The sequence below is a fragment of the Pseudomonas sp. A-R-19 genome, from assembly GCF_019956575.1.
Classification (GTDB): domain Bacteria; phylum Pseudomonadota; class Gammaproteobacteria; order Pseudomonadales; family Pseudomonadaceae; genus Aquipseudomonas.
Genome location: NZ_JAHBDR010000126.1, coordinates 104,270 through 130,469, shown reverse-complemented (window position 1 = coordinate 130,469; position 26,200 = coordinate 104,270). Strand labels below are relative to the sequence as shown.

Genomic DNA, 26,200 nt, shown 5'->3' with positions numbered 1-26,200 from the left:
TAACCATGCTGACTTCCCTGGTGCTCGGCCTCGAGCGCTTCTTCTTCCGTAATCGTCTTGCCACCCTCGGCGTGCTGGCCTTGATTACCCTGGTGATGGGCGGCTTCGCCGCGCAGCTACGCATGTCTGCCGGCTTCGACAAGCAGCTGCCGCAGCAGCACGAGTTCATCAAGACCTTCAACCAGTACCGCGACGTGCTGTTCGGCGCCAATCGCATCATCGTGGTGCTGCACGCCAAGAACGGCGATATCTGGAACAAGGAGGCGCTGACCAAGCTCAACGACCTGACCCAGACCCTGTTCTTCATGCCCGGCATCGACCGCCGCACGGTGACCTCGCTGTGGACCCCGAACACCCGCGCGGTACAGATTACCGAAGAGGGCATGAAGGCCGAGGATGTGGTGGGAGGCGACGTCACCGTGGCCACTCTGAACGACCAGGCCATAGTCGGCATTCGTGAGCGCACCCTGGTTGGCGGCTTCGTCGGCAGCCTGGTGGCCAACGACTACTCCGGGGCCATGGTGCTGGCCGAGCTGGCCGATCCTGACCCGCAGACCGGCCAACGCCTGAACTACCTGGAGTTCAGCCAGCGCCTGGAGGACGAAGTGCGGGCCAAGTACGGCGACGACCAATACGAGGTGCAAATCATCGGTTTCGCCAAGCAGATGGGCGACATCGGCGCTGGCGCCACGTCGGTGATGGGTTTCTTCGCCCTGGCGTTCCTGCTCACCGTGCTGGCGGTCTATTGGTACACCCGCTCCTGGGCGTTGACCTTCCTGCCGCTGTGCTGTTCGCTGGTGTCGGTGGTCTGGCAGTTCGGCACCATCACGCTGCTCGGCTTCGGCCTCGACCCGCTGGCGATCCTGGTGCCTTTCCTGGTGTTCGCCATCGGCGTGTCCCATGGCGTGCAGCAGGTCAACTTCATCTCCAAGGAGGTCTGCGCCGGCGCCGATGGCATGACCGCCGCGCGCCGCAGCTTCTCCGGCTTACTGATTCCCGGCACGTTGGCGCTGATCACCGCGTTCGTCGGCTTCGCTACGCTGGTGCTGGTGCCAATCCCTATGATTCGCGAACTGGCGATCACCGCCTCGGTTGGGGTGGCCTACAAGATAGTCACCAACCTGATCATGCTGCCGGTGCTGGCCAGCTATTTCCGCTTCGATCAGGCCTATGTGACACGCGTCGATCGACTTCGCCGCGGGCGTGACAGCGCCATGCTCAAGCTCGGGCGCATCGCCGAGACGCGTAATGCGGCAATCGGGGCGGTGCTGTGTCTGGTGCTGCTGGTCGCCGCCGTGTGGCAGAGCCAGGGTCGGCATGTCGGCCATGTCCTGCCGGGCGCGCCGGAGTTGCATATCGACTCGCGCTATAACAAAGACGTGGAAAGCGTGGTCAGCCATTTCGGTCTCGGCCTGGATCTCTTCACAGTCGCGGTGGAAACGCCGAAGAACAGCTGCTATCAGCACGAGGTGATGGCCTACATCGACCGGCTGACCTGGTACCTGGCCAATGTGCCGGGTGTTCTATCGGCGCAGTCGTTGCCTGTACTGACCAAGCTCTCGGCCTCCGGAGTCAACGAGGGCAATCCGAAATGGGTGGCGCTACCGGCGGATGAGCTGTCACTCGGTGAAGCGGTGCGCCAGGTACCCGAGGGGCTGCGGCTGTACAACGCAGATTGCAGCTTGCTGCCGGTCAACCTGTATCTGGCCGACCACAAGGCCAGCACCCTGAAAACCGTGGTGGAGGCCGTTCAGCAATACCGCGCCGAGCACCCAATGGTGGGGGTAAACGTGCGCCTCGCCAGTGGCAATGCCGGGGTGCAGGCGGCCACCAACGAGATCGTCGAAAGCTCCGAGCTACCGATGATGCTCTACGTCTACCTGACCATCGTGCTGCTGGTCTTTGTGGTGTACCGCGACTGGCGAGCGATGGTCGCCTGCTGCCTGCCGCTGACCTTGGCCACCTTTCTCGGTTACTGCTTCATGAAGGCGCTGGATATTGGCCTGACTGTCGCCACTTTGCCGGTGATGGTGCTCGCGGTCGGCATCGGCGTGGATTACGCCTTCTACATCTATAACCGTCTGCAGTTGCACCTGGCCGAGGGGCTGGACATCGCCAGCGCCTTCAAGCTGGCGCTGCGCGAGGTCGGCGTGGCGACCATCTTCACGGCCATCACCCTGTCCATCGGTGTGGCCACCTGGTCGTTCTCGGCGCTGAAGTTCCAGGCTGACATGGGGCTGCTGCTGACCTTCATGTTCATGGTCAACATGCTGATGGCGATCACCCTGTTACCGGCCATCGCAGTGATGCTGGATGTGCTGATTCCGCGTCGGGGGCCGGTTTGCGCGCCTCTGGTTGCGCACTGATTGGAGGACACGAAATGCCCAAGAGAGACTTCACTCCCGTGCGTTTGCTGCTGGTTTGCGCCTTGCTGGCAGGCGCCAACATGGTCCTCTACAGCCGTGCCGCTGAACGGACTCCCGCCATGCGCCAAACCCAAGCACAACACGCCCCGCTGGTGGCGGTGAGCCAGGCCGGTGAGCGCCTGGTCGCGGTGGGCGATTATGGCGTCGTGGCGCTCTCCGACGGGGGGCAGGACTGGCGGCAAGCCAGGGTGGTTCCTGTCGATACGCTGCTGACCGCGGTTAGTTTCGCCGACGCGCAAAATGGATGGGCGGTCGGTCATGGCGGCGTGCTGTTGCACACCAGCGATGCGGGCGAGAACTGGACTCTGCAGCAGCGCCTGGAAGACAAACCCGTACTGCTTTCCGTCTGGTTCGAGAACACCCGCCATGGCATAGTCACCGGCGCCTATGGCTACGCCAGCGAGACCCAGGATGGTGGTCAGAGCTGGCAACGCCTGAGCCTGGGTGCGAACGATGATGACTATCACCTCAATCACATCTTCTGCGCACCGGATGGCAGCCTGTTCATCGCCGCGGAGGGCGGCAACGCGTACCGCTCGCGCGACAACGGTGTGACATGGGAGACGTTGCATACCGGCGTCAGTGGCTCGTTATGGAGCGGCATCACATTGCGCGACGGCCGCGTGCTACTGGCTGGCATGAGCGGGCGGGTGCTGGTCAGCGAAGACCGCGGCGATTCTTGGCGCGAGTTGGACATCGGCAGCCAGGAGGCGATCACCGCCGTGATCCAGTTGGCCGATGGCCGCGTGGTGGTAGTTGGTAATGGTGGGCTGGTGAGCGTCGCGGATGCTGACCTAAAGCATTTCAGTACCGCGATACGTGAAGACCGCTTGAACCTTTCTGCGCTGCTGGCTGTGGATGACGATCAATTGACATTGTTCAGTCCACAGGGTGTGTTGCATCAGCGGCTGTCATCGCGGCAATGAGTGGCTCAGGCCGACCCAGTGCCTGTACAGAACGCGGCCATTTGCCTTGCGGTGATCCTCCTTTTTCATACATCTTGAAAGCCTCCAAAATTTTACTCTGGATTTTTCCAAGCTAGTACTTACTTGAGTTCCAGCGATGTTCTGCTCTACGAGAGTCCAGTAACGTCCACCAAGAGCTGACGTTTTTGTGGGGAGAAAAGTAGGGTGAATCAATTTCATGGCCAAAATCACCATGATCACTCGACGCTCCCTTCTCGCCACCGTGCCAGTCTATTGCACCTTGACACTAATCGCTCCACGCCTGATAGCAGCGGGTATGAAGCTGCTGGACAGAGGACTCCGCATTCCGGCTCTGCCTGTAGTGAGTGGCGTTAACTACTGTGCAGTGTGTTCGAGGTACCAGTGCTGTGTCGCATCCAAAGAAGCCGCAAAAACTCCAAGGATTTCATTGATATCCTTCTCCGTTGAGATCAACGGAGGACAGAATGCCAATGCATCTCCCATGACTCGGTTGATCATTCCACGTTCCTGGGTCTGAGAGGACAGATACCGCCCGAGTCTGCCAACAGCCTGAAAAGGCTCTTTTGTGTGCCGGTCGGCTACCAACTCAACGGCAGCAATCAACCCCACACCACGAACCTCACCAACCATTGGATGATCAGCAAACTGCTGAAGCCCCTTGCGAAGGATAATCCCCATTTCAGCAGCATGCTGAACCAGGCCCTCCTCTTCGATAATTGTAAGATTCTCCAGGGCGACTGCAGTAGCTAGCGGGTGCCCGCTACCAGTGAAGCCATGCCCTAAGGTGCCAATCGAATGGCTCTGGTCGGCAATGTCTTGGTAAACAGCGTCGTTGATTAATATGGCTGCAATGGGCTGATAGGAGGACGACAGCTGTTTGGATAGCCATTCTTTCTGAAGGGCAGCAATCGGCCAATAGCGCCGGTAACGCGTGACAGAAATGAACCCAAAAACCGTCCTCAACTCACTTATCAAGCCGGGACTAAAGCCCACGGGGAAAATTCCAACCTTGGTATCAGCTGAAGATTCCACCCAGAGCCAGTCGTTTTGTAGGGGGAAAAACGACCAAAAATAAAAAAGGGGTCGCTAGATAAAATCTCGCAACCCCTTGAATTATATGGTCGGGACGGAGTGATTCGAACACTCGACCCCTAGCACCCCATCTCCTTTTTCATACTTCTTGAAAGCTTTGAAACCATCGGTGTGTTCGCGCTGGACACCGCGACCACACCGTTCGCCGTCGAGTTGCTGCTGTCCATCGAACAGACTGCGCAGCAAGCCAGCTGGAATGTGTTCATCCTTAACCTGTTGAGCAACCCGCCCACCGACCAGAACATCGACCTGATGTTGTCGCACCGCCCCGACGGGTTGATCTTCAGCGCCATGGGGTTTCGCCAGGTATGCATTCCCGAGCGCTTGAAAAGCAAACCCCTGGTACTCGCCAATTGCCTGGCCGATGACAGTCACCTGGTCAGTTATGTGCCAGACGACGAAGCGGGGCAGTATCGAGCCGTACATCACGCGTTGAGCCAGGGCTATCGGCGCCCTCTGTGTATCAATCTGCCAAAACAGAGTCTGGCCTGGAACCTGCGACAAAAAGGTCTGCAACGTGCCTGTCAGGCATTCGGACTGTTGCCTGACGCACACCTGCAATACGACCTTTCCGATCATGACGCCTATGGTGAAACCGCAGCCATCCTCGACCGGCACATCATTGAGGGTCGTCCCCAATTCGACATTCTGATCTGTGGCAACGACCGCATTGCCTTTTGTACCTATCAGCTATTGTTGGGCCGTGGCCTGAAAATGCCCGACGATGTCGCCGTGCTCGGCTACGACAAAATGATCGGCATTGCTGAGCTGTTCATCCCGCCGCTGACCACGGTGCAACTGCCGTACTACGAGATCGGTCGCAAGGCTGCCCGGCACCTGATCGAGACCCTCGACGTATCGGGAGCCCAGCCAGTTGATTGTCCATTGGTGGTCAGGGCATCGCTATAAAATTCAGTTAATTCGGTGATAGCGCGCCCGCTTGCTTTCGATTTGCCACTGGCCTGTCACCGACCGCTTAAGCCCAAAGGGTCAGTCACGACATGCACAAAACGGCCAGAAGTCGTCATTCTTCAAATCTCACCGCCCCTCAGATCGCAACAGACGCTTTCTTGGCGATTATCAGCGCAGTGGAAATATCCAACTTCTCCTTTCTCCCCATTCAGCAAAACGCATTGGGCCGGTGACCAAACCGACCCAATGCCATACGAGCTGATCCATTTACCGCGAATCGACTAACCCAACGTGTTAAGGCACACCACCTTGGGTTGGGTCATTTCCTCGTAGGCAAAACGCACCCCTTCCCGGCCCAGGCTACCGTACTTGGAACCGCCAAACGGCATCGCATCGAAGCGGTAGTCGGAAGAGTCGTTGATCATCACTCCCCCGGCTTCGATCCTCCGTGCGGCGCTCATCGCGGTTGCCAGATCATTGGTGAAGATCCCGGCATGCAGGCTGTATTCGGGCTCATTGGCCAACGCGATGGCTTCATCGAAGGTTTCGAAAAGCTGCAATACCACCACCGGAGCGAAGACTTCATTGCGCCAGAGTCGACTGGCGTGATCGACGTTTTCCAGCACGGTGGCGGCGTAGCACGATCCTGCACGCCGATGGCCGCAGAGCAACGTGGCGCCTTCTTGCAAGGCCTCGTTGACCACTTGCTCGGCATTCTGCGCGGCTTGCGCAGTAATCATGGGGCCGATATCGGTATCGGCCAGCAATGGATCGCCGACCACAAGCGCACGCGCCTGGCTGACGAATTGCTCTCGGAACGCTTCATAAACAGACGCCTGAATCAGCAAGCGCTGAGTGCCTACGCAGTTCTGCCCCGCTGCCCAAAAGGCTCCGGACACGCAACTCTCGACAGCGGCCTCAAGGTCGCAGTCGCCCATGACGATTACCGGCGCATTGCCGCCCAGGTCCATGGCCAGTTTCTTCAACCCGGCCGTGCGGGCGATCTGCTCTGCGGTGACGAAACCGCCGGTGAAGGAAATCATCCGCACCTCACGGGCGGCGACCAACGCCTTGCCCAGTTCCGCGCCGCCGGTGGCAACTGTAACCACTGATTCAGGCAAGCCTGCCGCGACCAGATAAGACACCAGTTTAATGGCCGACAATGGCGCGAGCTCAGAGGGTTTGAGAATCACCGCGTTACCGCCCGCAATGGCCGGACCGAGTTTGTGCGCCACCAGGTTCAACGGATCGTTGTACGGCGTGATCGCAACGATCAGCCCCAGAGGTTCACGGGAAAACCAGCCCTGACGCGATTCGGAGCCTTCATAAGCGTCGAAAGGCACCACTTCCCCGGCATTGCGCCTGGCCTCCTCGGCCGACAGCTTGAGGGTGTTGACGCAACGCTTGACCTCCTTTTCCGCCTGTTTGAGGGTCTTCCCGGCCTCGTCGACGATCAGCCTGGCAAACACACCGGCATCATGTTCGATGTTGATTGCGGCTTGCTCAAGAATGCGAGCCCGACGATGACGCGCCAACGCGGCGCACGCCAGTGCGCCACTGCGTCCCGTCTCCAACAACTGCGGAACTTGCGACGCACAGACATTCGTTACGCTGCCAATGACGGAACCGTCATAGGCGTTAAAGACTTCAATGGGCGGCTCCACGATATCCAGAACCAGACGCGATAGTTTCACAGGCTTACTCCTGGTTGCGTGCAATGGATTGATGGATGCTGATGATGTCCGAGAGCAGCGCAAACGCTGTTTCCGTGCGCCCGGCTCCCGGCCCCGAAACCGTCACCGCACCGAGCAGTTCGGAGGTAAACGACACCGCGTTCGTTGCGCCGCCAACACTGGCCAGCGGATGGTTGTTGTTCAACAGCCGCGGTTCGACACTGGCACTTATCGAGCCATCGGCATGACGCATCGCCGACCCGATCAGCTTCCAGCGAGCGCCGTCCTGCCGGGCTTTTTCGATGTCGCCAAGGCTGAGGGAGGAAATGCCACTGCACGTGACGTCGCTGACCGTCAGCTTCGCGTCCAGCAGTTCATTCGCCAGGATCACCACCTTGAGGCGTACATCATGACCCTCGACATCCGCCGTCGGGTCGGCTTCGGCGTAACCCAGCTCCTGAGCCTTGCTGACGGCCTCGGCAAACCCCAGGCCACCTTCCATGCTGGTCAGCACGAAGTTGGACGTGCCGTTGAGAATTCCTTCAAAACCGACAATGGAGCTGCCGGCCAGCGCCTGCCTGGCCAGGCGAATCACCGGCGTGCCGCTCATGACCGAGCCTTCGTATTCAAAGGCGACATGCTTGCGTCGAGCCAGTGCCTTGAGCTCGGCGCCGTGCAAAGCGATCGGGCCCTTGTTGGTGGTGACGACATGTTGGCCGCCCTCCAGCGCCCAACGGCAGAACGAAGTCGCCGGTTCACCGTCCACTGGGTTGGTAAACGTGGCTTCAACAATAATGTCCGCGCCGCAATCCTTGATCACCGCTTCATTGAGGGCTGTGACGTCGCCACCCGACAGTTGCGCCAATGCACCTTTGACTGCCGGCAATTGGGCGAGCACATTGGCGTCCAGCCCTTCGCGGCCAATCACCGAACCGAGAAACAAGTCAGTCACACCGACGATTTTCAGGGTGAAACCCAGTTCTGTTTTCCACTGTTCGTTACGTTCGGCAATCAGCTGAGCCAATGCCCGGTTAACACCGCCAAAGCCAACCAACGCCAATTTGTATTCAGTCATTTTGTTATGCCCTTGATCCGGGAGATGGGTTGTTGGGCACTAGGTTAGGGCTGGGCCCAGGGCAGTGAAATAGGTCAATTTGCTCTATTTTATGGGCGTTTTGACCAGTGCCCGGTCAAAGCTTCAGGATCGGGTAGGAGCGAGCTTGCTCGCGAAAAACCGAAGAGCGCCGCGGGGTGTCAGACTTGCAGCGTTATCGTTGGCGACCATCGCGAGCGAGCTCGCTCCTACAGGTTTTGGGCCTATAGATAGGGCCTGTTTAACGCCTGTCAGTGTTACTCGATGAAAGCTACAACGCCTTGCGTCGTTGCCTACAGGTACGCCAGAATCCGCCGGCTTGTGCGCCTTGGGGCCGCTCGGTAACTTGATTCGCGTCACTGATTCCCAGTGATCGGGTTTAGCAGCCCGTGGTGATTTGAAACGCATTTGCACTCCAGACAGTCAGGTCATTTCATGCCTGCACTTCATGGTAGCTGTGCGCAGGGCGCCTTCGGGCGCGCCGGTTTCAGGTCTCCCCGGTCTGCTAACCTGCGCACAGCTGCCACCCTTCGTTTAGCAGCGACTCGGTGACGGCTCCAAATTGTTGGAGACTGAAATATGTTCAAGGTCACACCAAACCCGCCAGACGCCGATCCCGCCTCGCCCTACGAAAGCCCCGATTCAAAAAAACTCAACGAGGCCGCCGAGCGTGCCCTCGCTTACCACTTCCCCTCAACCGCCGACATCAAAGCCACCCCTAGAACAATCAGCACGCTGTTTACCGTCGCCCCTGAAGTCACGATTGAAACCCTGATGGTCTATCTGGTCGAGACCCTGGCTTCGGTCGATGTGATGGTGCATCAACTGGTGGATCATCTGGAGGGTGGTGACCGCAATGCCTTGCTGGGCATTTCCAACAGCGTGATGCTCGCCGAAATCACCGCGAACCGCGTGCTCGATCAAATCGAACCGATCGCATAAACCCGCAATACCACATACCCCTGTGGGAGCGAGCTTGGTCCGGGCGGCGTTCCGACGATGAGGCCCTGTCATCCAACATCTCTATTGACTGTCACGCCGCCATCGCGAGCAAGCTCGCTCCCACAGGGATTGTGGCCGGCCGTGGGATTGGCGGTCACTGAAGATCAAAACTGTAGGAGCGAGCCTGCTCGCGATAGCGGTGGGGATATGGTTGCTTTTGCCCTGGCAACATTGGGATGAAACGGGCCTTTCTGGCCCGTTTTCCATTACGTGCGCCATGCCTGGCGCACAAATAAAAAAAGCCAACACAGGTTGGCTTTCAGCGGTACGAAAAATGGGCTATACGACAGACGACAGCACGAAGGAGGTCACGGTGTTTTCTACTCCAGGCAACGCGGCAATTTCAGTCCAGACCTTGTGCACCCGCTGCGGGCTCGCAGCGCCCACCCGCAGCATCAGGTCGAACTCGCCGCTCATGACATCGCACTGGATGACCTCCGGAATGGCCCGCAGCGCTTGCAACACTTCCGTCCCCCGCATCCGGTCGTAGCGGTAAACGAAAATCACCGCGTTGATGTTCGACGTCGCTTGTCGCCCCTCCCCCGTGCGTACCGTATATCCCTGTATTACACCGTCGCGTTCAAGTCTTTCTATGCGCTGGCGCACCGCATTGCGTGACAGATTGACCTTGGCCGCCAGTTCGGCGTGTGCAGCCCTGGCATTGAGCTGTAGTTGCGCGATGATCAGTTCATCTAGAGGGTCCAGAATTCGCTTCACTTGGCCTCCTGTTGTCGCGCTTTCAAAGCGCGCCGAGCAGCTCATGGATGGTGTCGAGATCGTCCGGTTGAATCCGGTAAACCTGCGCCTGTCCTTGCGTCGGGACCTCAGGTTGCAACTCCGCCACATTGATGCCCAACTCGCCAAGCAGTGCCGCCGACTTGACCGGTGAGATTTCCCCCAGGGTCACCATTGGCGCCACCAGGCTTCGCCGATACAACCGGGCGGCCAGCACACCAGTGGCCGTGTGCGGGTCGATGACGTATCCCGTGTCGCGATACAGCGAGGTGATTTCCGTCAGCGTCTGCTCATCACTGACCGCGTAGGAGTCGATGATCATCCGCGCCTGCAACCAGAACTCGTTGGCGATGACCATCTCACCGCTGGACTCGAACCCCTCCATCAGGGCACACACCGCCTGGCCGTCACGTCCGTAGAGTTCCCAAAGGAACCGTTCCAGATTGGAAAAGATCGACAGGTCCATGGCAGGCGAAAGCGTCTTGTTGGCTCGTGACCGGCTGTAGTGGTTCTTCTGAAACAACTGATGCAACGCGTCATTCTGGTTGGTCGCAACAATCATCTGGGTGATCGGCAGGCCCATTTTTTGCGCGATGTAGCCTGCATATACCTCGGCAAAGCTCGCCGCCGGTACGCTGAAACCGATCGGACGCTGGCCACCTCCCAGTTGCAACACAGCGTGGAAGTAAAACACCAGTTGCGCTAACACACTGACCCAGTTACTCGAGTTGAAACTGATCACCTCGTACTGCGCATACGGCCATTGTCGGAACAACTGGGTGACGATGGTCTGGCACTCGTCGAAGCTGCCGTTGACTGCAAACTGATGAACCCTTGGGTGCGCCGCTGCGTGCAGATGCTGGAGTTGGTCCAGGGGGACACCCTTCGCTGGGTAAAACACCACCACGCAGGTGTCCTCGCAGTGCTTGAACGCCTCGATGGCCGCCAGCCCGGTATCGCCGTTGGTGGCACCGATCACCACCCCGCGACGCCCGCGCTTACGCAGAAAATACGACACCAGCCGTGCCTGCAACTGCGCGGCAAAATCCTTCGAGGAGCGAGTCGGCCCGTGGAACAACTCCAGCACCCACTCGTTACGATCGACCTGATGCAAAGGTGCCAGGGAGCGATGGCTGAATTGACTGCCAGCCTCTTTGAGCATGCGCTTGAGGTCTGTCTCGGGGATCGCCTCCCCCACAAACGGACTGATCACCCTGAAGGCCAGTTCGTCATAGGGCAAGGTCGACCAGTTGGCGATGTCCTGCGATTCAAACAGCGGCAGCTCGAGCGGTACGAACAGCCCACCGTCCTCGGCAATGCCAGACAATACGACCTGTTCGAAGTCGACCTGCACGGCCGAATTTCGGGTACTCACATAACGCATGGTTGGCTCCGGCCATTCATTTGAAACGATGTGCCTGCTCGACCAGCCAGGTGGAAAACATCACCGCGTCGGGGTGCTGATCGGCCCCGGAACCGCGCACAAGGTAAAAAGACTCGCTGGCTTCGATACGCTGGGTAAAGGGTTCGACTAACCGTCCATCCTGAAGCATCTCCTCCACCATCGAGGACCGCGCCAGGGCGATCCCCTGCCCTAACTCGGCCATGCGCAAAGTGGAAATCAATGTGTCGAACTGCATGCCGGTCGAGGAGTCGATGGTGTCCGCACCGACCATGTTCAACCAGTAACCCCAACCCTCTTCGTAACCCAGAACATGCAACAGCGGATGGTGCGACACGTCCACAGGGACCGTCAGCGGCGACCTCGCCATCAGGTCCGGCGAGCAGACCGGGAACAACGTGTCCCAGGTCAGGCGCTGCGACACCAGGCCGGGCCATTGACCATGGCCCCAGCGAATCTCCATGTCATCCTCACCGTCCAGTTCCTTGACCCAGATATTGCTGATGTAGCGGATATCGACATGCGGATGCGCCTGGCTAAATCCCGCCAGCTTGGGCGCCAGCCAATGCACGAAGAACGCCAGGCTGCCACGCACCTTGATCGGTCGACGCTTGTGCTGACCAAAAATTTCGTTGGTCCCCACTGCCAGCCGCGTGATCGCATCCTGCACCACCGGCAGATACGCCTGGCCTTCCTCGGTCAGTCCCAGACCTCGGGGCAAGCGTTTGAACAGTGCTACCCCAAGATGGCTTTCCAGTTGGCGGATCTGCTGACTGACTGCCCCCTGGGTCAAAAACAGCTCTTCGGCAGCATGGGTGAAGTTCAAACAGCGGGCAGACACCTCGAATGCCCGCAGCCAGTTCAATGGGGGTAGCGTCTTTTGCTTCATGGCTTGAACCTCTAGGACGCCCCCTCCACCGAGCACGCTTGCCCATCCCGTCGACGCGGACTAGAACGCATCGGACGGTTGTGCCAAGGGGGCAACCGACAAGCGTCGCTCGCGGCTTTTGCGGGTAATGTAATACACGAAATAGCACCAGGCGATGAAGGGCAAACCGAAGTACAACGCCACTCGCTGCTCCGGATCGAAGGCAATCCCGACACACGCCAGACTGCAGCAGACCAGCGCTCCCAACGGCACCCATGGATAACCCCGGACACGGAATTTCAAGTCGCGGATGTCACCGCCGTTGGCCACATAGTGACGGCGGAAAGCAATCTGGCTCGCAGCGATGCTCATCCAGACCACCACCACCGCCAATCCGGAGATCGACACCAGCGCCAGATAGATGGTGTCGGCGGCAAACACACTGCTGAGCAACGAGGCAGCCCCACCCGCCATGCTGATAATAATCGCGTTGAGCGGCGTGCCCATACGCGTCAGTGCCGAGAATCGCTTGGGCAGGTGACCCTGGTCACTCAGTGTCCAGATCATCCGTGACGCGGCATACAAACCGGAGTTGGCGGCCGACAGCAAGGCACTGATGATCACGAAGTTCATGATGTCTGCCGAATAGGGAATCCCGATGTAAGTGAACACCGTGACGAATGGACTCTCTACCAGGCCGGCCTGCTCTCGGGGCAATAGCGTCGCCAGGACAAAAATGGTCCCTACGAAAAAGATCGCCAGGCGCAGCACCGTCGTGCGAATGGCACGCGGCACGTTGCGTTGCGGATCCTTGGTTTCCCCAGCGGCAATACCGATCAACTCAGTGCCGGAGAATGCAAAAGACACCGCCAACAACGTCATGGCTATCGGCATGACTCCGGTAGGGAAAAGTCCTTCGCGAGTGAAGTTGCTCAACCCGATACTGTGGCCCTGATCGATGTGCAGCAGACCGAGAATCGCGCCACCGCCGATCATCAGAAACACGATGACGGTCACCACTTTAACCAGAGACAACCAGAACTCGGTTTCAGCGAACAAACGCACCGAAATCACATTGGTCAGAAACACTAGACCTGCAAACAACGCACTCCAGATCCATACCGGTGTATCCGGGAACCAACGCGCCATCAAGATACCGGCGGCGGTGAATTCAGAACCGATGGCCACCGTCCAGGTCAGCCAATACAGCCAAGCGACGGTATACCCGGTACCAGGCCCCAGAAAGCGGGTGGCATAAGTACTGAACGAACCGGTTTCCGGCATCTGTACCGCCAGTTCGCCCAGGCACATCATCACCATGTAAACCATGAGAGCGCCGATGATGTAAGCGATCACCGCGCCCAAGGGACCGGCCTGGTTAACCGTATACCCGGACGTGAGAAACAGTCCGGTACCGATAACGCCGCCTAATGCCAACATGACAATATGCCGTGTTTGCATTTCCTGTTTAAAACCGGAACGCGAGTGAAGTTGTTCTTCTTTTATGGACATGGTTGTTCTCATGAAAGTTATTAGGGCACGAATTAACGTCTGCGATGACTGACTGGGCAGAGAAAAAACAGATCGCCACTAAGTTTTATTATTATTCCACTTCATGAACGCCCCACTCACATCCTTGCAGTGAGGTTTAACGCTAACGCTTCAGCTTGCGACTTCGGCGCAACTTTCATTGATTGAAAGCTGCGTGTTTGATTGTGCGGGCTCGTTGCCCGCCCCCCTGACAAATGCGAACGCCTGTTTCAGGTCGTCGAGCAGATCGTCGGTGTCTTCGATGCCGACAGAGATCCGCACCAGCCCTTCGGAAATACCCAGGGCCAGGCGTTCCTCCAGCGTGTTCTCGACATGGCTGGTGGTGCGGGCCGGACCGTAGATGGTTTCCACCGCACCGAGATTACCCGCGCAGTGGGCGAATCGCAGTCGTGGCAAGAGCACCTTGACCGTGTCCATGCCGCCCGCCACAACAAAGCTGACAATTGCACCGAAGCCGGACATTTGCGCGCACGCCACCGCATGATTCGGATGGCCGGGCAAACCGGGATAATTGACCGATTCCACCAAGGGCTCGACGCAGAGGTACTCGGCCAGTGCGCGGGCACTGCGTTGCTGCTGACGCATGCGCAGCACCAGGGTTTTCATGCCGCGAATGATCATGTAGGCGGAGAACGGATCGAGCGTCGCTCCGTTGATTTCCCGGTAATGACGCACCTTGGCCATCAGTGATTCACTACCGCACACCAGGCCGCCAAGCACGTCGCCGTGGCCGCTGAGAAACTTGGTGGCACTGTGAATGACCACGTCCACACCCAGCGCCAGCGGGTTCTGATTCAATGGCGTGGCGAAGGTGTTATCCGCCACTACAATGGCACCGACGCGCTTGGCCGCAGCCACCAGACGCTCGATATCGAGTATTTTCAGCGTCGGGTTGGTTGGCGTTTCCAGATACACCAATTCGCAACCTTTGGCGATTTCGCGTTCGATTTCTTCGTGATCGAACGTCTCGCACAACGTCACGTTCACACCGGTACGCGGCAGGAACTCTTCGAAAATCTTGTTGGTGCCGCCATAGCTGTCCTTGGTCGAGACCACCCGATCGCCATAGGCCAGGAAGGTGTAAAGCACACTGCTGATCGCCGCCATCCCGCTGCTGAAAGCCACGGCCGATTCGGCCAGTTCCAACTCGCGAATCTTTGCCTCGAGGGTCTCGACTGTCGGATTGCTCATGCGGCTGTAAATAAAGCCGGGCGCCTTGCCCAACGCAACGTCATACCAGACGTCGATGTCGTCATAACCATAGGCGGCACTGACCACGATGGGCGTTTGAGTGGCGTTGTAGGGATGCCTGACCTGCTCTCCACCCCAAACTGCACGGGTTCCCGCACCCGCATTAACAAACCCTGCGTTGTCTGGTTTTTTATTCATAAAGACTACTCGCACTGAGGGTGGCGAATGTTGAGTCACTCACCGGATCTGGTGGCCAATATAGTGAAATGCAGCGCCGCCGAGAAACGATGTTATCGGTGCCAAAGGGCTGCTTTTTTTAATGGCTGTGATTGCGTGGAGCCAGGTCAATTGCAGCCTTTCGCCACAAGGCGGAGTACAGCGGCTGGAGCGAAACGATCTCTTTCACCGCCTGCGCCTGCTTAAGTTGAGCGCCATCGAAATTCGATAAACCGATAAACCGATAAACCGATAAACCGATAACGTGAGTTTTTCCTTGATCGCGCGCGACTGCCAAAAACCCCAGCATCAACTGCGAGTGCAAAGTTTTCCCATGTCGATATCAGGCACGGAGGCGGCGCGATCAGTTAACTGAATTGTCGGATACGCCGGGTATGTCCGCGACCTCGACGGCAATAAATTGGCCGTTTATTGCTTTAAACCAGCCTAACCGCTGACTTTGCTTCTTGAGAAGTCTCCAGATTGAATCGCCTCTGGTTTTCAGAGTCATCTGAGATGACTTCTCTTCGCTGGTTATGGTGCTGGCGTGTGTGGTAGCCACCAGAAAGCTAAATAGTCAACTGTGGCTTTACTATTAATTCCTATTTTTGGCGCCTGAGTCCATGAGGGTAAATACTATCTGGATGGATGATCCAAATGATGGCTGGGGAACCGGACAGCCTGTGAGAAGCCTTGCCGAATGCCCCTCAGAGACGCGTATCACCTGACCTGGGCGCCTTTAAACTCTCCAGTGCCGCTGCATAAAAGTTGGAGAAGACTGCCTGACGAGCCGTCAACTAGGTCCATCCCTGCCCTCCATCGCCAAACTTCCTGCGGGGGACATTGTGTGAGTTAGCAGCAATTTGGCACCGACCAGGACCTTGCAAGAGATTCCGAGCTGACCGCTAGAAGCCGCGGCCGACGGATCTTTCGAGGGTTCAGCGGCACTCAATCGGTGCCATCTACCTGCAAAATGGTTTGTCACCAAAACAGCAAGAAGTCGGGTGAATTTGCGGTCTGTTTGGCACTGCGGTTTGTGCCCAAAAACGTCGAAGTTGGAGGTATCAGTCAGGCTCTCGGACGCGATGGTTTGATTCCAAATCGGCCCTTGGGCCTTGTGATCAAAGGGTCTTCAGGAGGCCCACAGCCCGTCAGCAATCAATTCGAATTGATGCGCCTTCCCCGCGCTCTGTTCCGTTTCCCTAGCGCACAATCGGAAGTCCGACTTTCGCTGCTTCCGTTTGTCTTCAAAGGCACGGCCCGCATGACGTACAGCCGGTTTCGCTGATTTGGGATGGTGACCTTTAAGAACGAAGAATCGGAACTGAGCTTCCAGGGTTTCGCGCCGCGGAGCAGGTGAGGAAAAACGCCCTAATCGCCCGGAAACAGGGCGTTTGGCAAGGCTATCTGACATGCGAAAAAACTGAGAAAGGAAGAGAAATATCAGACAGGATTGGTGCCAAAGGCAGCGCAAAAAAGGGCCAAAAACGGCGCGAACTCACACATTGGCACACAGAAATCTTGCGTCCATCTCCTCCGAAAGAGGTGAGGATTCCACCGAGAGCCAGTCGTTTTGTAGGGGGAAAAACGACCAAAAATAAAAAAGGGGTCGCTAGATAAAATCTCGCAACCCCTTGAATTATATGGTCGGGACGGAGTGATTCGAACACTCGACCCCTAGCACCCCATACAGTTAAGCACTAATCATCCATAGTTCGCACAACACCTCTATAGAATACTAGCCCCTTTTAAAATAAGGCCTTTCAGCAATTAACTCTTCCAACAACCGCTATCCAGACCTACCCTTAGCTGAGGACTCCGTGGGAGTAAATGTGGGAGTAAATTTTTCAGGAGGTTGATTATGGCCAAGCTCACCGCTAAAGAGTTGGAAGCACTTACCGAACGGGATGTCGGCACCATCATACGTGATGAAGGCAGCCTATCGGGCAGGCTCTCACTCCGTAAAAAAGGTATCGCAATTCCCTTTTACTTCCAGTTTCGTTGGGAAGGGATTTACACCCGGTTCTCGTGCGGCACTTGGCCAAACAAGTCGTTGACCGAAATCCGTAAGGCGCGCAACGAAGCGCGAGACCTTGTAGCCCAAGGGATCAATCCAAACGAAAGCAAGCGCGCCGGAAAGGCCAGACAAAAAGCGGAACTGGCTGCACAACTCGCGGAAGCCGATCGGCAAAAGTCTAAGGAGCTAACGCTGCTGGACCTCGCAGGAGAATGGCTTCGCGATGGTGTAGCGCGCAAGGATGGTAATGCTGAGCTACGGAGAAAGTTCGCGAAAGACCTTTACCCCGCTCTCGGCTCAAAAGTCATCAGTTCAATTAGTGAGCATGACCTGCGGGACCTGGTGCGGTCCGTAATGGCTCGCGGTGCTACTCGTCAGGCAATCGGCCTTTTTTCGGATATCGTTCAGATGTTGGGATGGGCCCAGAAGCGCCAGCCATGGCGAACACTGCTGATTGACGGAAACCCAGCAGACTTGGTCGAAATCAACAAACTGATACCCAGTGACTACCAGGAGGAGCGAACCCGGATCCTCTCCTCTCGCGAACTTCAAGAATTACACCAACGCTTTCAATCAATGACTGCGGACTATGCAGCACTACCCGCCGGCGAAAAGTACGATGGGATTCGCCCTCTCAAATCAGAGTCCCAGCTTGCACTTTGGATCTGTTTGGGAACGTTATGCCGGATCGGTGAACTGCTTCAGGCTGAATGGAAAAACGTCGATTTGGAAAATGGCGTCTGGTTTATTCCTGTGGCGAACGTCAAAGGCAGCCGAGGCAAGAAGCAGGACCATCACGTATTCCTATCTGCGTTTGTGACCCACTATTTCGGCGAACTTCAGTTGCTTACGGGACACTCTCAATGGTGCTTCCCGGCAAAGCATCATGATGGTCACGTCGATCTAAAGGTTGTCAGCAAACAGGTGGGAGACCGTCAATCACGCTTCAAAAATCGCAAACCGCTTTCCCGTCGCCGACATGATGACACTTTGGTGCTGTCCGGCGGTGCGAATGGGGGATGGACACCCCATGACTTGAGACGAACAGGAGCAACCATGATGCAAGCCTCGGGCATAAGCCTTGACGTGATAGATCGGTGCCAGAACCACGTGCTGGCAGGCTCTCGGGTCCGCCGTCACTACTTACATCATGACTATGCCGAAGAAAAAAAAGACGCCTGGAGACTACTAAGCGAGAAGCTCACTGAGATCATGAACGGCCAGGATGGTTTGGTTAGAACCGCCGAGTCCTCGTTGTATTGATTTCTGCTTCATCTCATTCGTTGCCTTGTGTCCATTCCGACTTGGGACACTGTTCGGAGCAACGCTTCAAGAAAATTGTAAATAGCTTTCCAAGGCCAACTTAAGGAGTTACAGAACGCATCAAGAGCTGTAGGCGCCGTGCTTAACGTTAAGCACTGTCGCTGCGATAATGATTAGCTGTTGGCGATCTTCTGAGCGAAGTCGACATCGAAGTAATCTCTCCAAGCGATAATGTGATCACCGTTGAACTCAAATATTCCCATTACTTTCGCTGCCACGATCTCGCTGCCATCCGCGAGTTCGAACCGATCAAGCCGCTCGGTGAGCACTCTGTTACCGTCTTCAGCAATGGCGAGCATTTCAAAGCGAACCGTAGCGATGCCCGAGGCCTTCTCAAGCGCATCAATGAACGCAATCGCTTCATCGATCCCGGTAGTAGTGGCCACACCTTCATTGACCCAAACCGTGCTGGGCGTGAACCAACGCCGTATGGCAACCCTACCGCCATCTTCAGGATAAGTAGAAAAAAAGCGGTGACATTCTCGATTGGTTTTGGCATGGAGGTGTCCTCTATCAAATGAAATGAGGTAGTGCGGCGAAAACACTTTCTTGCAGTGGTTCTCCGTAGTATTTGAGATCCTATCTACTCAAGCCTGCTAGAAGGTCGTTACGTATCGAACCTGACAGCAGTGACTGCTGGTTAACGAGATGCTGCTGGAGTCGATTGGCGTAATCTTCTCCCACGGCAGACATGACACTTGGCCTGTCCGCCAATGAAGATCGCCAGGCCGATACACGAGAAAGGTTATCGAAGATTGGCTTTGAGACGACTGGGTTCAGCAAGTCGAAGTAACGAAAGACCGGGGCAAACACGGCATCGACCATGCCGAACGCCGCTCCTGAAAAATAGGGCCCTTGATCAAGCTTGTCCTCAAGCCGCTGCAACTTATCTCGAAAGGCAGTTTTCTTGCTTTCGGCAACCACGAGATCTTTGGCGTTGAGGAACTGCCAGGCATCGGCGAGCGCCGCGCCGCCAAACTCTACCCATGCGCGCTGTTGCGCGCGGACGAGCGCGTCGCTGGAATAAAGGCTGATCCACCCCTGCGTTTCGTTGAGGTATTCGCAAATGGCCATACTCTCGAAAAGAATCGCGTGCGTTGTATTCAGCAGCTCTACCTTGAGTAACGGCACTTTTCCCGTCGGCGAAAGCGCCAGGAACCAATCTGGCTTGGCGGCGAGGTCGACGTCGATCCTCTCAAAGGGCACATTCTTTTCCAGTAGCACAATGGCCGCTCGCTGAACGAACGGGCACAACGGATGACTGATGAGCGTAAGTTGAGTTTTCGCCATGATGGTCTCTCGATAGGGCTGCGGCGGGACGGAATGAATGCGGCGGTGGCTACAGCAGCTGCCCGCCCGAGATGTCAAACGTCGTCCCGTTAGCCCAGGCCATGTCATCGGACAAGATGGCCGCAACCGCACCGCCGATATCATCCGGTAGACCGACACGGCCCAACGCGATGCCCTGTGCCACATAGGCGTTCACATCCTGGTTATCGCGCACTGCACCACCACCAAAATCGGTGGCGATGGCGCCTGGGGCAATCGCATTCACCCGAATTCGGCGTGAACCGAGTTCTACGGCCATGTAACGGGTCAGCACTTCGACTGCCGCTTTTACCGCCGCGTAAATGCTGTACCCCGGCAAAGTAAAGCGTACGAAGCCGGAGGAAACGTTCAGGATACGACCGCCGTCTTCCACGAGCGGCAACAGCTTCTGTGTCAGAAAAATCGGCCCGCGCAGGTGTGTGGCGACCAATGAGCCGAACTGATCCTCGGTTGCGTCAATAAAGTTCGAAAACAGACCATTGCCGGCATTGTTGACGAGGAAATCAAAGCGCTCACGACCAAACTCGGTCTTCAGCGTTTCAGTCAATGCGCTTGAAAAAGCCTCATAGCTGGCGGTATCGGTGATGTCGAGCGGCAGCATCGCGGCCTTGCCGCCCTGGGCCTCGATTTCCTGCTTCAGCGATTCGGCTTCTGCCGCGCCGCTGCGATAAGTGCCGATGATGTGGACGCCGCGCTTGGCGAGGTGAACCGCCATGTTGCGGCCAAGGCCGCGGCTGGCGCCGATGATGAGTGCGATCTGGTTAGTCATGGCTTGTCTCTGCGAGGTTTAGAAGCGCCTTTCGGTGCTTTCTTGACCTGCTCAAGATAGGCAATGACCGGTTTGTAACCCACGCCCAATACGCTCAATTTATTGCCTGATTGTATCAATCATATTGCGTGGTAACGGGACGTAGGCATAATCGGCTCATGAACAATGATCTTGCATCACGGGAATATCGGACTTTGAATTTAAATCGCAGCACTAAACGCTCAAGCACAGGTATTTGATTTCCAGGTAATCTTCGATGCCGTACTTGGAGCCTTCACGGCCCAGGCCCGACGCCTTGATGCCGCCAAACGGCGCGACTTCGTTGGAGATCAACCCGGTGTTGACACCGACCATACCGTATTCCAGGGCTTCAGCCACACGGAAAACACGGCCCAGGTCACGGGCATAGAAGTACGAGGCCAGGCCGAACTCGGTGTCGTTGGACATCGCGATCACGTCGGCTTCATCTTTGAAGCGGAACAGCGGAGCCAATGGACCGAAGGTTTCTTCCTTGGCCACGGCGGCGTTGTTCGGTACGTTGGTCAGGATGGTCGGCTCGAAGAAGTTGCCTTCGATGGACTTGCCGCCGGACAGCACGGTGGCGCCTTTGGAAACGGCGTCAGCGATGTGCTCCTGGACCTTGGCCACGGCTTTTTCGTCGATCAGCGGACCGGTAGTGGTGCCGTCTTCCAGACCGTTGCCGATCTTGAGTTTGGACACGGCCACTTTCAGCTTCTCGGCGAACGCGTCGTAGACCGAATCCTGAATGTACAGGCGGTTGGCGCAGACGCAGGTCTGGCCGTTGTTGCGGTATTTGGAAATGATCGCGCCTTCGACGGCCTTATCCAGGTCCGCGTCATCGAACACGATGAACGGCGCGTTACCGCCCAATTCCAGGGACACTTTCTTGATGTTCTTGGCGCATTCCGACATCAGTTGACGGCCGATTTCGGTCGAACCGGTGAAGGACAATTTGCGCACGATCGGGTTGCTGGTCAGCTCGCTGCCGATGTCGCCGGCGCTGCCGGACACAACGCTGAACACGCCAGCAGGAATGCCGGCGCGCTGGGCCAGTTCGGCCAGAGCGAAAGCGGAAAACGGAGTTTGCGAAGCTGGCTTGAGGACCATGGTGCAACCGGCGGCCAAGGCCGGGCCGGCTTTACGGGTGATCATTGCGGCCGGGAAGTTCCACGGGGTGATTGCCGCGGTCACGCCGATCGGCTGCTTGATCACGATCAGGCGCTTGTCTGGCTGGTGGCCCGGAATCACGTCACCGTAGATGCGCTTGGCTTCTTCGGCGAACCATTCGATGAAGGAAGCGGCGTAAATGATTTCGCCCTTGGCTTCGGCCAGTGGCTTGCCTTGTTCCAGGGTCATCAGGCGAGCCAGGTCGTCCTGATTCTCGATGATCAGTTCGTACCAGCGACGCAGTTTGCCCGCACGTTCCTTGGCGGTCAGTGCACGCCAGGCCGGCAGCGCTTTGTCAGCAGCTTCGATTGCACGGCGGGTTTCGGCAGCGCCCATTTTCGGTACGGTGCCCAGAATTTCGCCCGTGGCCGGGTTGTTGACCTTGATCGTCTGACCATTGTCCGCATCGACCCAAGCGCCATCGATGAAGGCTTGTTGGCGGAACAACTGGGTGTATTTGAGTTGCATGATGAACTCCGATTTCAATACAGAAAGACCGGCGGCACCGTAATGCCGCCATTGAGACAAACGGATATCGTGAGATCAGACCAGCGCACTTCTTCTCTTGAGCTCGCTGTTGAGAATGAAATCATTTTCCGAGTAGTCCACCGGACAATCGATCACGTGCACGCCTGGCTCGCTGATGCACTGCTGCAACAGCGGCAGGAAGCCGTCGGCGCTTTCCACCCGATGGCCCTTGGCACCGTAACTTTGTGCATACATAACGAAGTCCGGGTTGCCGTAGTCCAGGCCGAAATCGGTGAAGCCCATGTTCGACTGTTTCCAGCGGATCATGCCGTAGCCGTCGTCGCGCAGGATGATGACCGTCAGGTTCATCTTCAGGCGTACCGCAGTTTCCAGTTCCTGGCTGTTCATCATGAATCCACCATCACCACACACCGCGACCACCGGGCGATCCGGGTACACAAGATGCGCAGCCATTGCCGACGGCAGGCCAGCACCCATGGTCGCCAGAGCATTATCCAGTAGCACAGTGTTGGGTTTGTGGGCCTTGTAGTTGCGGGCGAACCAGATTTTGTAGATGCCATTGTCCAGTGCCACGATGCCTTCGGACGGCAAGGCACGCCTTACGTCAGCGACGAAGCGCTGCGGGTAGATCGGGAAACGGTTATCGTCCGCGCCCTCGATGATCTGCTCTTCGTTGGCTTCACGGATCGCCATCAGGCGAGTGAAGTCCCAATGTTCTTGAACCTGCAGCGCTTCGCCGATCTGCCACACCGCGTTGGCGATGTCACCAACCACTTCGATTTGCGGGAAGTACACCGGGTCGACTTCGGCCGAGCGGAAGTTAATGTGGATCACTTCAGTACCGCCTCGAACCATGAAAAACGGCGGTTTTTCGATGACATCGTGGCCAATGTTAACGATCAGATCGGCGGCCTCGACAGCACGATGAACGAAGTCGCCAGCGGACAGCGCGGCGTTGCCGAGAAAGCGCGGGTGACGTTCGTCCACCACGCCTTTGCCCATTTGCGTGGTAACAAACGGGATACCGGTATTGTCGACCAGTTGCTTGAGCACCTTGGCCGTCATCTTGCGGTTGGCACCGGCACCAATCACCAGGATCGGGCTGCGTGCGGTTTGAAGTTTCTGTACGGCCGCTTCGATCACCTTGTGTTCGGCCAACGGACGACGGTGCAGACTTGGCGGAATCGGCATGCTCTCGGTTTGTTCGGCAGCGATGTCTTCAGGCAACTCCAGGTGCACAGCGCCGGGCTTTTCTTCTTCAGCCAGGCGAAAGGCTTCACGCACCCGCGATGGAATGTTGTCGGCGGACGCCAACTGATGGGTGTACTTGGTCAGCGGCTGCATCATGCCGACCACATCAAGGATCTGGAATCGGCCCTGTTTGGACTTCTTGATCGGCTTCTGGCCGGTGATCATCAGCATCGGCATGCCGCCCAGATAAGCGTACGCACCCGCGGTTACCAGGTTAGTTGCACCCGGCCCCAGGGTGGCCAGGCTGACGCCGGTCTTGCCGGTCAGCCTGCCATAGGTGGCCGCCATAAAACCTGCGGACTGCTCATGGCGAGTCAAAACCAGCTTGATACTGGAACGGCGCAACGACTCCAGCAGATCCAGGTTTTCTTCACCGGGAATACCGAACACGTACTCGACACCTTCGTTCTCCAGGCATTGCACAACGACATCCGCGGCCTTGGCCATTTCTCCACCTCAATATCTGTGAGCGCTTGCGCGCGATTTACAACGTTTGATCAGCGGCAAGCGCTTTTTCACACCGATGGCGCTACGGTCGCATCAGCCTGACCGCTTTGGTCTAACGCCGCACGAACGAACCCTTCAGCCTTTTTGCGTTCGACGAACCCCCTGACATAGGCCGCCCCGGAGTCATGACCGCGCGGAACTGCCATGGCTTGTCGGATAGAGGTAAATGCACCGTCAATGACTCGATACTTCCCGTTGTCCGCAGCGACGGCTTCCAGAGGCTGACGTACGCCCGCCGCTGCATCCAGGCCCTGTTCAACATACAAATCCACGGCACCCGCAGACGTTTCCGCCCTTTCCAATCGGGCATGTTTCAATGTGCGCGTCAGAAAGAGGTCGTAGGCTGCGCCCTTGCCCACCGCTAGCCGCAGACCAGGCTGATCAAGATCCTCAACCGTTTGGTAGGATGATTCAGCGGCGACCAGGTAAGTCCCCTCGATGATCACGTAAGGTTCACTGAACGCAATCTGCTCCTCTCGCACCGGTTCAATGGCAAGAAAGGCAATGCGCCATGCGCCCTCCTCCAGAGCCGCAAAGACCTTGCCCGCGGCATCGAAGGTGACCATTTCCAGACGTACGCCCAGCTCTTCAGCCAACGCTTTTGCCAGCGCAACAGACACGCCTTGCGGCATGCCGTCCGGACCCTTTTGGGCCAATACAGGGTTGCCAAAGTTAATGGCAGCGCGAAGGACGCCGTTTGGCGCCAATTCATCGATTACCGCATGGTCGATAGCATTCATCTTTTGCTCCATGAGTGAAGGTCACTGAAAGCCCTACCAGATCGGTAGGGTGTAGGAAACGATTAAGCGATTTTCATCGGCACCACGGGCGAAGCTGGATCGATAACTTGCGTTGCGCCATCTAACCGCCACGTTTTTCAAGGCGCCGCTCTGGAAGATGTACTGCACATCAGTATTACGCTCCCATTCATGGCCAGCGCCAGTGGTGGTTTTCGCGTCAGCTTGATCACCACGGACGTAGCGGCTCATGAACGTCAGGCCCGGCAATCCCAGTGCGGAAAAGTCGTAGTCGTATCGCAGCTGCCAGGAGCGTTCGCCCGGCTCGGCAAAGTCGTTGATCTGAATGTAATTGGCCAGGTACGGGTCCGTGCCGTTGATGTAAGGCATCGAAGTCGAGCCATTCATCTTCTGCAAACCCAGACCCATGGAATGACCAGACAAGCTATACGTCAGCATGCCGTTGAGCGCACCGCTGTCGATTTCGCCACCGCGCGCAGAACCGGCGTCATCGCTGAGCATGTAACGCAGATCGCTTTTGAGTTTGCCCACTCCCAGATTGAGCGCGTGGTTCAATCCAAAGAAATGCTGGCGATAGACGTCCTCAAGTTCGGCGTACTGATAGGTGATCGTCAGGTCTTTGCCGAATGCATATTCACCACCGCCCATCAGGTAGTGATCACTCTCGACCGTACCGGAGAAACGCCGATTTTTGTTGTTCAAGGTCAACGTATCCGCGTTGGTTGAATCGCGATCCGTCACCCGGTTGAACCGTGCACCGGTGAAGCTCAGTGCATCGAATTCCTTGACCGTTATCAAGCCCCCCTCGAACGTTTGCGGCAGGATGCGGCCGGTGTTGGCCTGTAAGGTGGGGAGTTTAGGAATCAAGGTGCCGTACTTGAGTTCAGACTTGGAGACCTTCATTTTTGCTGTAAGTCCGAGCCGGCTGAATTCGTCCGCGGCACGGCCATCGGAATGGGTGGGTAACAGGCCGGAACCGCTCCGGTCGGGGCTTGAATCGAGCTTAAGGCCAAGCATGCCCAGCGCATCCAAACCGAAACCGACAACGCCCGGGGTATAGCCGGAACGCACGTCAAGGATAAAGCCTTGAGCCCACTCCTCCCGCTTCGATTGCCCAGCCCCATCACGGAAGTCGCGATTGAAGTAATAGTTACTCATTTGCAGGTTGGCTTTACTGTCCTCGACAAAACCTTCTGCGTGGACCATGCCCACCAACATGCACGGGGACATAGTCAAACAGGTGCCGATTACTTTTTTATTTTTATACATGCCACGCTCCAAAACAGCGCCGTAAAAATGCCCTACCGGCTCAAGTGCGGCATAGGCGAGGTTATTGATAATCAGAAGAAACAGCAGTGAAGCGTCGCTATACCGTGTTAACCGTCGAGTGGGGAATCGCGGTTCGCATCGGCCATGCTATCGCTGCTCGGCATCGACTTTGACTGGCGGCACCAATGAAGG

At 57.0% G+C, this 26,200-nt stretch carries 20 protein-coding genes and 2 pseudogenes; 5 read left to right on the top strand and 17 right to left on the bottom strand.

Translation table 11 applies throughout. The annotated features are described in order from the left end of the window. The first annotated feature begins 5 nt into the window (after positions 1–5). Both KGA88_RS31240 and KGA88_RS31235 read left to right on the top strand, forming a co-directional pair. Positions 6–2,366, top strand: a complete 2,361-nt coding sequence (locus tag KGA88_RS31240; RefSeq protein ID WP_223596772.1) for an efflux RND transporter permease subunit — start codon at positions 6–8, stop codon at positions 2,364–2,366. A 14-nt stretch (positions 2,367–2,380) separates the two neighbouring features. Further along, a complete protein-coding gene (locus KGA88_RS31235; protein WP_223596770.1) occupies positions 2,381–3,352 on the top strand; it encodes a WD40/YVTN/BNR-like repeat-containing protein in 972 nt (323 codons plus the stop codon). 375 nt (positions 3,353–3,727) lie between these two features. On the opposite strand, the gene KGA88_RS31230 is transcribed toward KGA88_RS31235, so the two are convergent. After that, the gene (locus KGA88_RS31230) at positions 3,728–4,405 is read right to left on the bottom strand and encodes an aminotransferase class III-fold pyridoxal phosphate-dependent enzyme (RefSeq protein ID WP_223596768.1); all 678 of its coding nucleotides are present in this window, start codon (positions 4,403–4,405) and stop codon (positions 3,728–3,730) included. A 162-nt stretch (positions 4,406–4,567) separates the two neighbouring features. On the opposite strand from KGA88_RS31230, the pseudogene KGA88_RS31225 reads away from it, so the two are divergent. Then, positions 4,568–5,374 (top strand): annotated as a pseudogene (locus tag KGA88_RS31225) (substrate-binding domain-containing protein); the annotation flags it as partial. 284 nt (positions 5,375–5,658) lie between these two features. Here KGA88_RS31225 and KGA88_RS31220 read toward each other — a convergent pair. The 3 genes and pseudogenes from KGA88_RS31220 to KGA88_RS31210 form a co-directional block, all read right to left on the bottom strand. Next, complete coding sequence (locus KGA88_RS31220; protein ID WP_223596758.1) at positions 5,659–7,071, bottom strand: aldehyde dehydrogenase family protein; 1,413 nt, start codon at positions 7,069–7,071, stop codon at positions 5,659–5,661. 4 nt (positions 7,072–7,075) lie between these two features. After that, positions 7,076–8,125 carry a homoserine dehydrogenase gene (locus KGA88_RS31215; protein ID WP_223596756.1) on the bottom strand — a complete coding sequence of 350 codons (1,050 nt, stop codon included), beginning with the start codon at positions 8,123–8,125 and terminating at the stop codon, positions 7,076–7,078. Positions 8,126–8,257: 132 nt separating this feature from the next. Further along, positions 8,258–8,335: pseudogene (locus tag KGA88_RS31210) on the bottom strand (YqgE/AlgH family protein); the annotation flags it as partial. Positions 8,336–8,722: 387 nt separating this feature from the next. Here KGA88_RS31210 and KGA88_RS31205 point away from each other — a divergent pair. After that, positions 8,723–9,085: a DUF6124 family protein gene (locus KGA88_RS31205; protein ID WP_223596754.1), complete on the top strand. Its 363-nt coding sequence runs from the start codon at positions 8,723–8,725 to the stop codon at positions 9,083–9,085. A gap of 339 nt (positions 9,086–9,424) precedes the next feature. Here KGA88_RS31205 and KGA88_RS31200 read toward each other — a convergent pair whose 3' ends face one another. The 6 genes from KGA88_RS31200 to KGA88_RS31915 all read right to left on the bottom strand — a co-directional run bounded on the left by KGA88_RS31200 (position 9,425) and on the right by KGA88_RS31915 (position 15,433). Continuing rightward, complete coding sequence (locus tag KGA88_RS31200; protein WP_071483361.1) at positions 9,425–9,862, bottom strand: Lrp/AsnC family transcriptional regulator; 438 nt, start codon at positions 9,860–9,862, stop codon at positions 9,425–9,427. 22 nt (positions 9,863–9,884) lie between these two features. After that, positions 9,885–11,264 (bottom strand): threonine synthase, encoded by a 1,380-nt coding sequence (thrC, locus tag KGA88_RS31195; protein WP_223596752.1) that lies wholly within the window; start codon positions 11,262–11,264, stop codon positions 9,885–9,887. 16 nt (positions 11,265–11,280) lie between these two features. Then, positions 11,281–12,171: a LysR substrate-binding domain-containing protein gene (locus KGA88_RS31190; RefSeq protein WP_223596750.1), complete on the bottom strand. Its 891-nt coding sequence runs from the start codon at positions 12,169–12,171 to the stop codon at positions 11,281–11,283. Between the two features lie 60 nt (positions 12,172–12,231). After that, positions 12,232–13,662: an amino acid permease gene (locus KGA88_RS31185; protein ID WP_223596748.1), complete on the bottom strand. Its 1,431-nt coding sequence runs from the start codon at positions 13,660–13,662 to the stop codon at positions 12,232–12,234. A 150-nt stretch (positions 13,663–13,812) separates the two neighbouring features. Beyond that, a complete protein-coding gene (locus KGA88_RS31180) occupies positions 13,813–15,090 on the bottom strand; it encodes a cystathionine gamma-synthase family protein (RefSeq protein WP_223596746.1) in 1,278 nt (425 codons plus the stop codon). A gap of 118 nt (positions 15,091–15,208) precedes the next feature. Continuing rightward, positions 15,209–15,433: a hypothetical protein gene (locus KGA88_RS31915; protein WP_223596744.1), complete on the bottom strand. Its 225-nt coding sequence runs from the start codon at positions 15,431–15,433 to the stop codon at positions 15,209–15,211. 1,536 nt (positions 15,434–16,969) lie between these two features. On the opposite strand from KGA88_RS31915, the gene KGA88_RS31170 reads away from it, so the two are divergent. Continuing rightward, the gene (locus KGA88_RS31170; protein ID WP_223596742.1) at positions 16,970–18,388 is read left to right on the top strand and encodes a tyrosine-type recombinase/integrase; all 1,419 of its coding nucleotides are present in this window, start codon (positions 16,970–16,972) and stop codon (positions 18,386–18,388) included. A gap of 173 nt (positions 18,389–18,561) precedes the next feature. Here the strand turns inward: KGA88_RS31170 and KGA88_RS31165 are convergent, their stop codons facing one another. From KGA88_RS31165 to KGA88_RS31135, 7 genes are all read right to left on the bottom strand, one after another. Further along, positions 18,562–18,993 carry a limonene-1,2-epoxide hydrolase family protein gene (locus tag KGA88_RS31165; protein ID WP_223596740.1) on the bottom strand — a complete coding sequence of 144 codons (432 nt, stop codon included), beginning with the start codon at positions 18,991–18,993 and terminating at the stop codon, positions 18,562–18,564. A gap of 34 nt (positions 18,994–19,027) precedes the next feature. Beyond that, positions 19,028–19,738: a glutathione S-transferase family protein gene (locus KGA88_RS31160; RefSeq protein ID WP_223596738.1), complete on the bottom strand. Its 711-nt coding sequence runs from the start codon at positions 19,736–19,738 to the stop codon at positions 19,028–19,030. Positions 19,739–19,787: 49 nt separating this feature from the next. Continuing rightward, positions 19,788–20,546 carry an SDR family NAD(P)-dependent oxidoreductase gene (locus KGA88_RS31155; RefSeq protein WP_223596736.1) on the bottom strand — a complete coding sequence of 253 codons (759 nt, stop codon included), beginning with the start codon at positions 20,544–20,546 and terminating at the stop codon, positions 19,788–19,790. Between the two features lie 213 nt (positions 20,547–20,759). Then, the gene (gene gabD / locus KGA88_RS31150; protein WP_223596734.1) at positions 20,760–22,202 is read right to left on the bottom strand and encodes an NADP-dependent succinate-semialdehyde dehydrogenase; all 1,443 of its coding nucleotides are present in this window, start codon (positions 22,200–22,202) and stop codon (positions 20,760–20,762) included. Between the two features lie 75 nt (positions 22,203–22,277). Then, positions 22,278–23,921 carry an acetolactate synthase large subunit gene (locus tag KGA88_RS31145; RefSeq protein WP_223596732.1) on the bottom strand — a complete coding sequence of 548 codons (1,644 nt, stop codon included), beginning with the start codon at positions 23,919–23,921 and terminating at the stop codon, positions 22,278–22,280. A gap of 68 nt (positions 23,922–23,989) precedes the next feature. Continuing rightward, a complete protein-coding gene (locus KGA88_RS31140; RefSeq protein WP_223596729.1) occupies positions 23,990–24,721 on the bottom strand; it encodes a transporter substrate-binding domain-containing protein in 732 nt (243 codons plus the stop codon). 33 nt (positions 24,722–24,754) lie between these two features. Then, positions 24,755–26,008: an OprD family porin gene (locus KGA88_RS31135; protein WP_223596727.1), complete on the bottom strand. Its 1,254-nt coding sequence runs from the start codon at positions 26,006–26,008 to the stop codon at positions 24,755–24,757. Positions 26,009–26,200 lie beyond the last annotated feature (192 nt).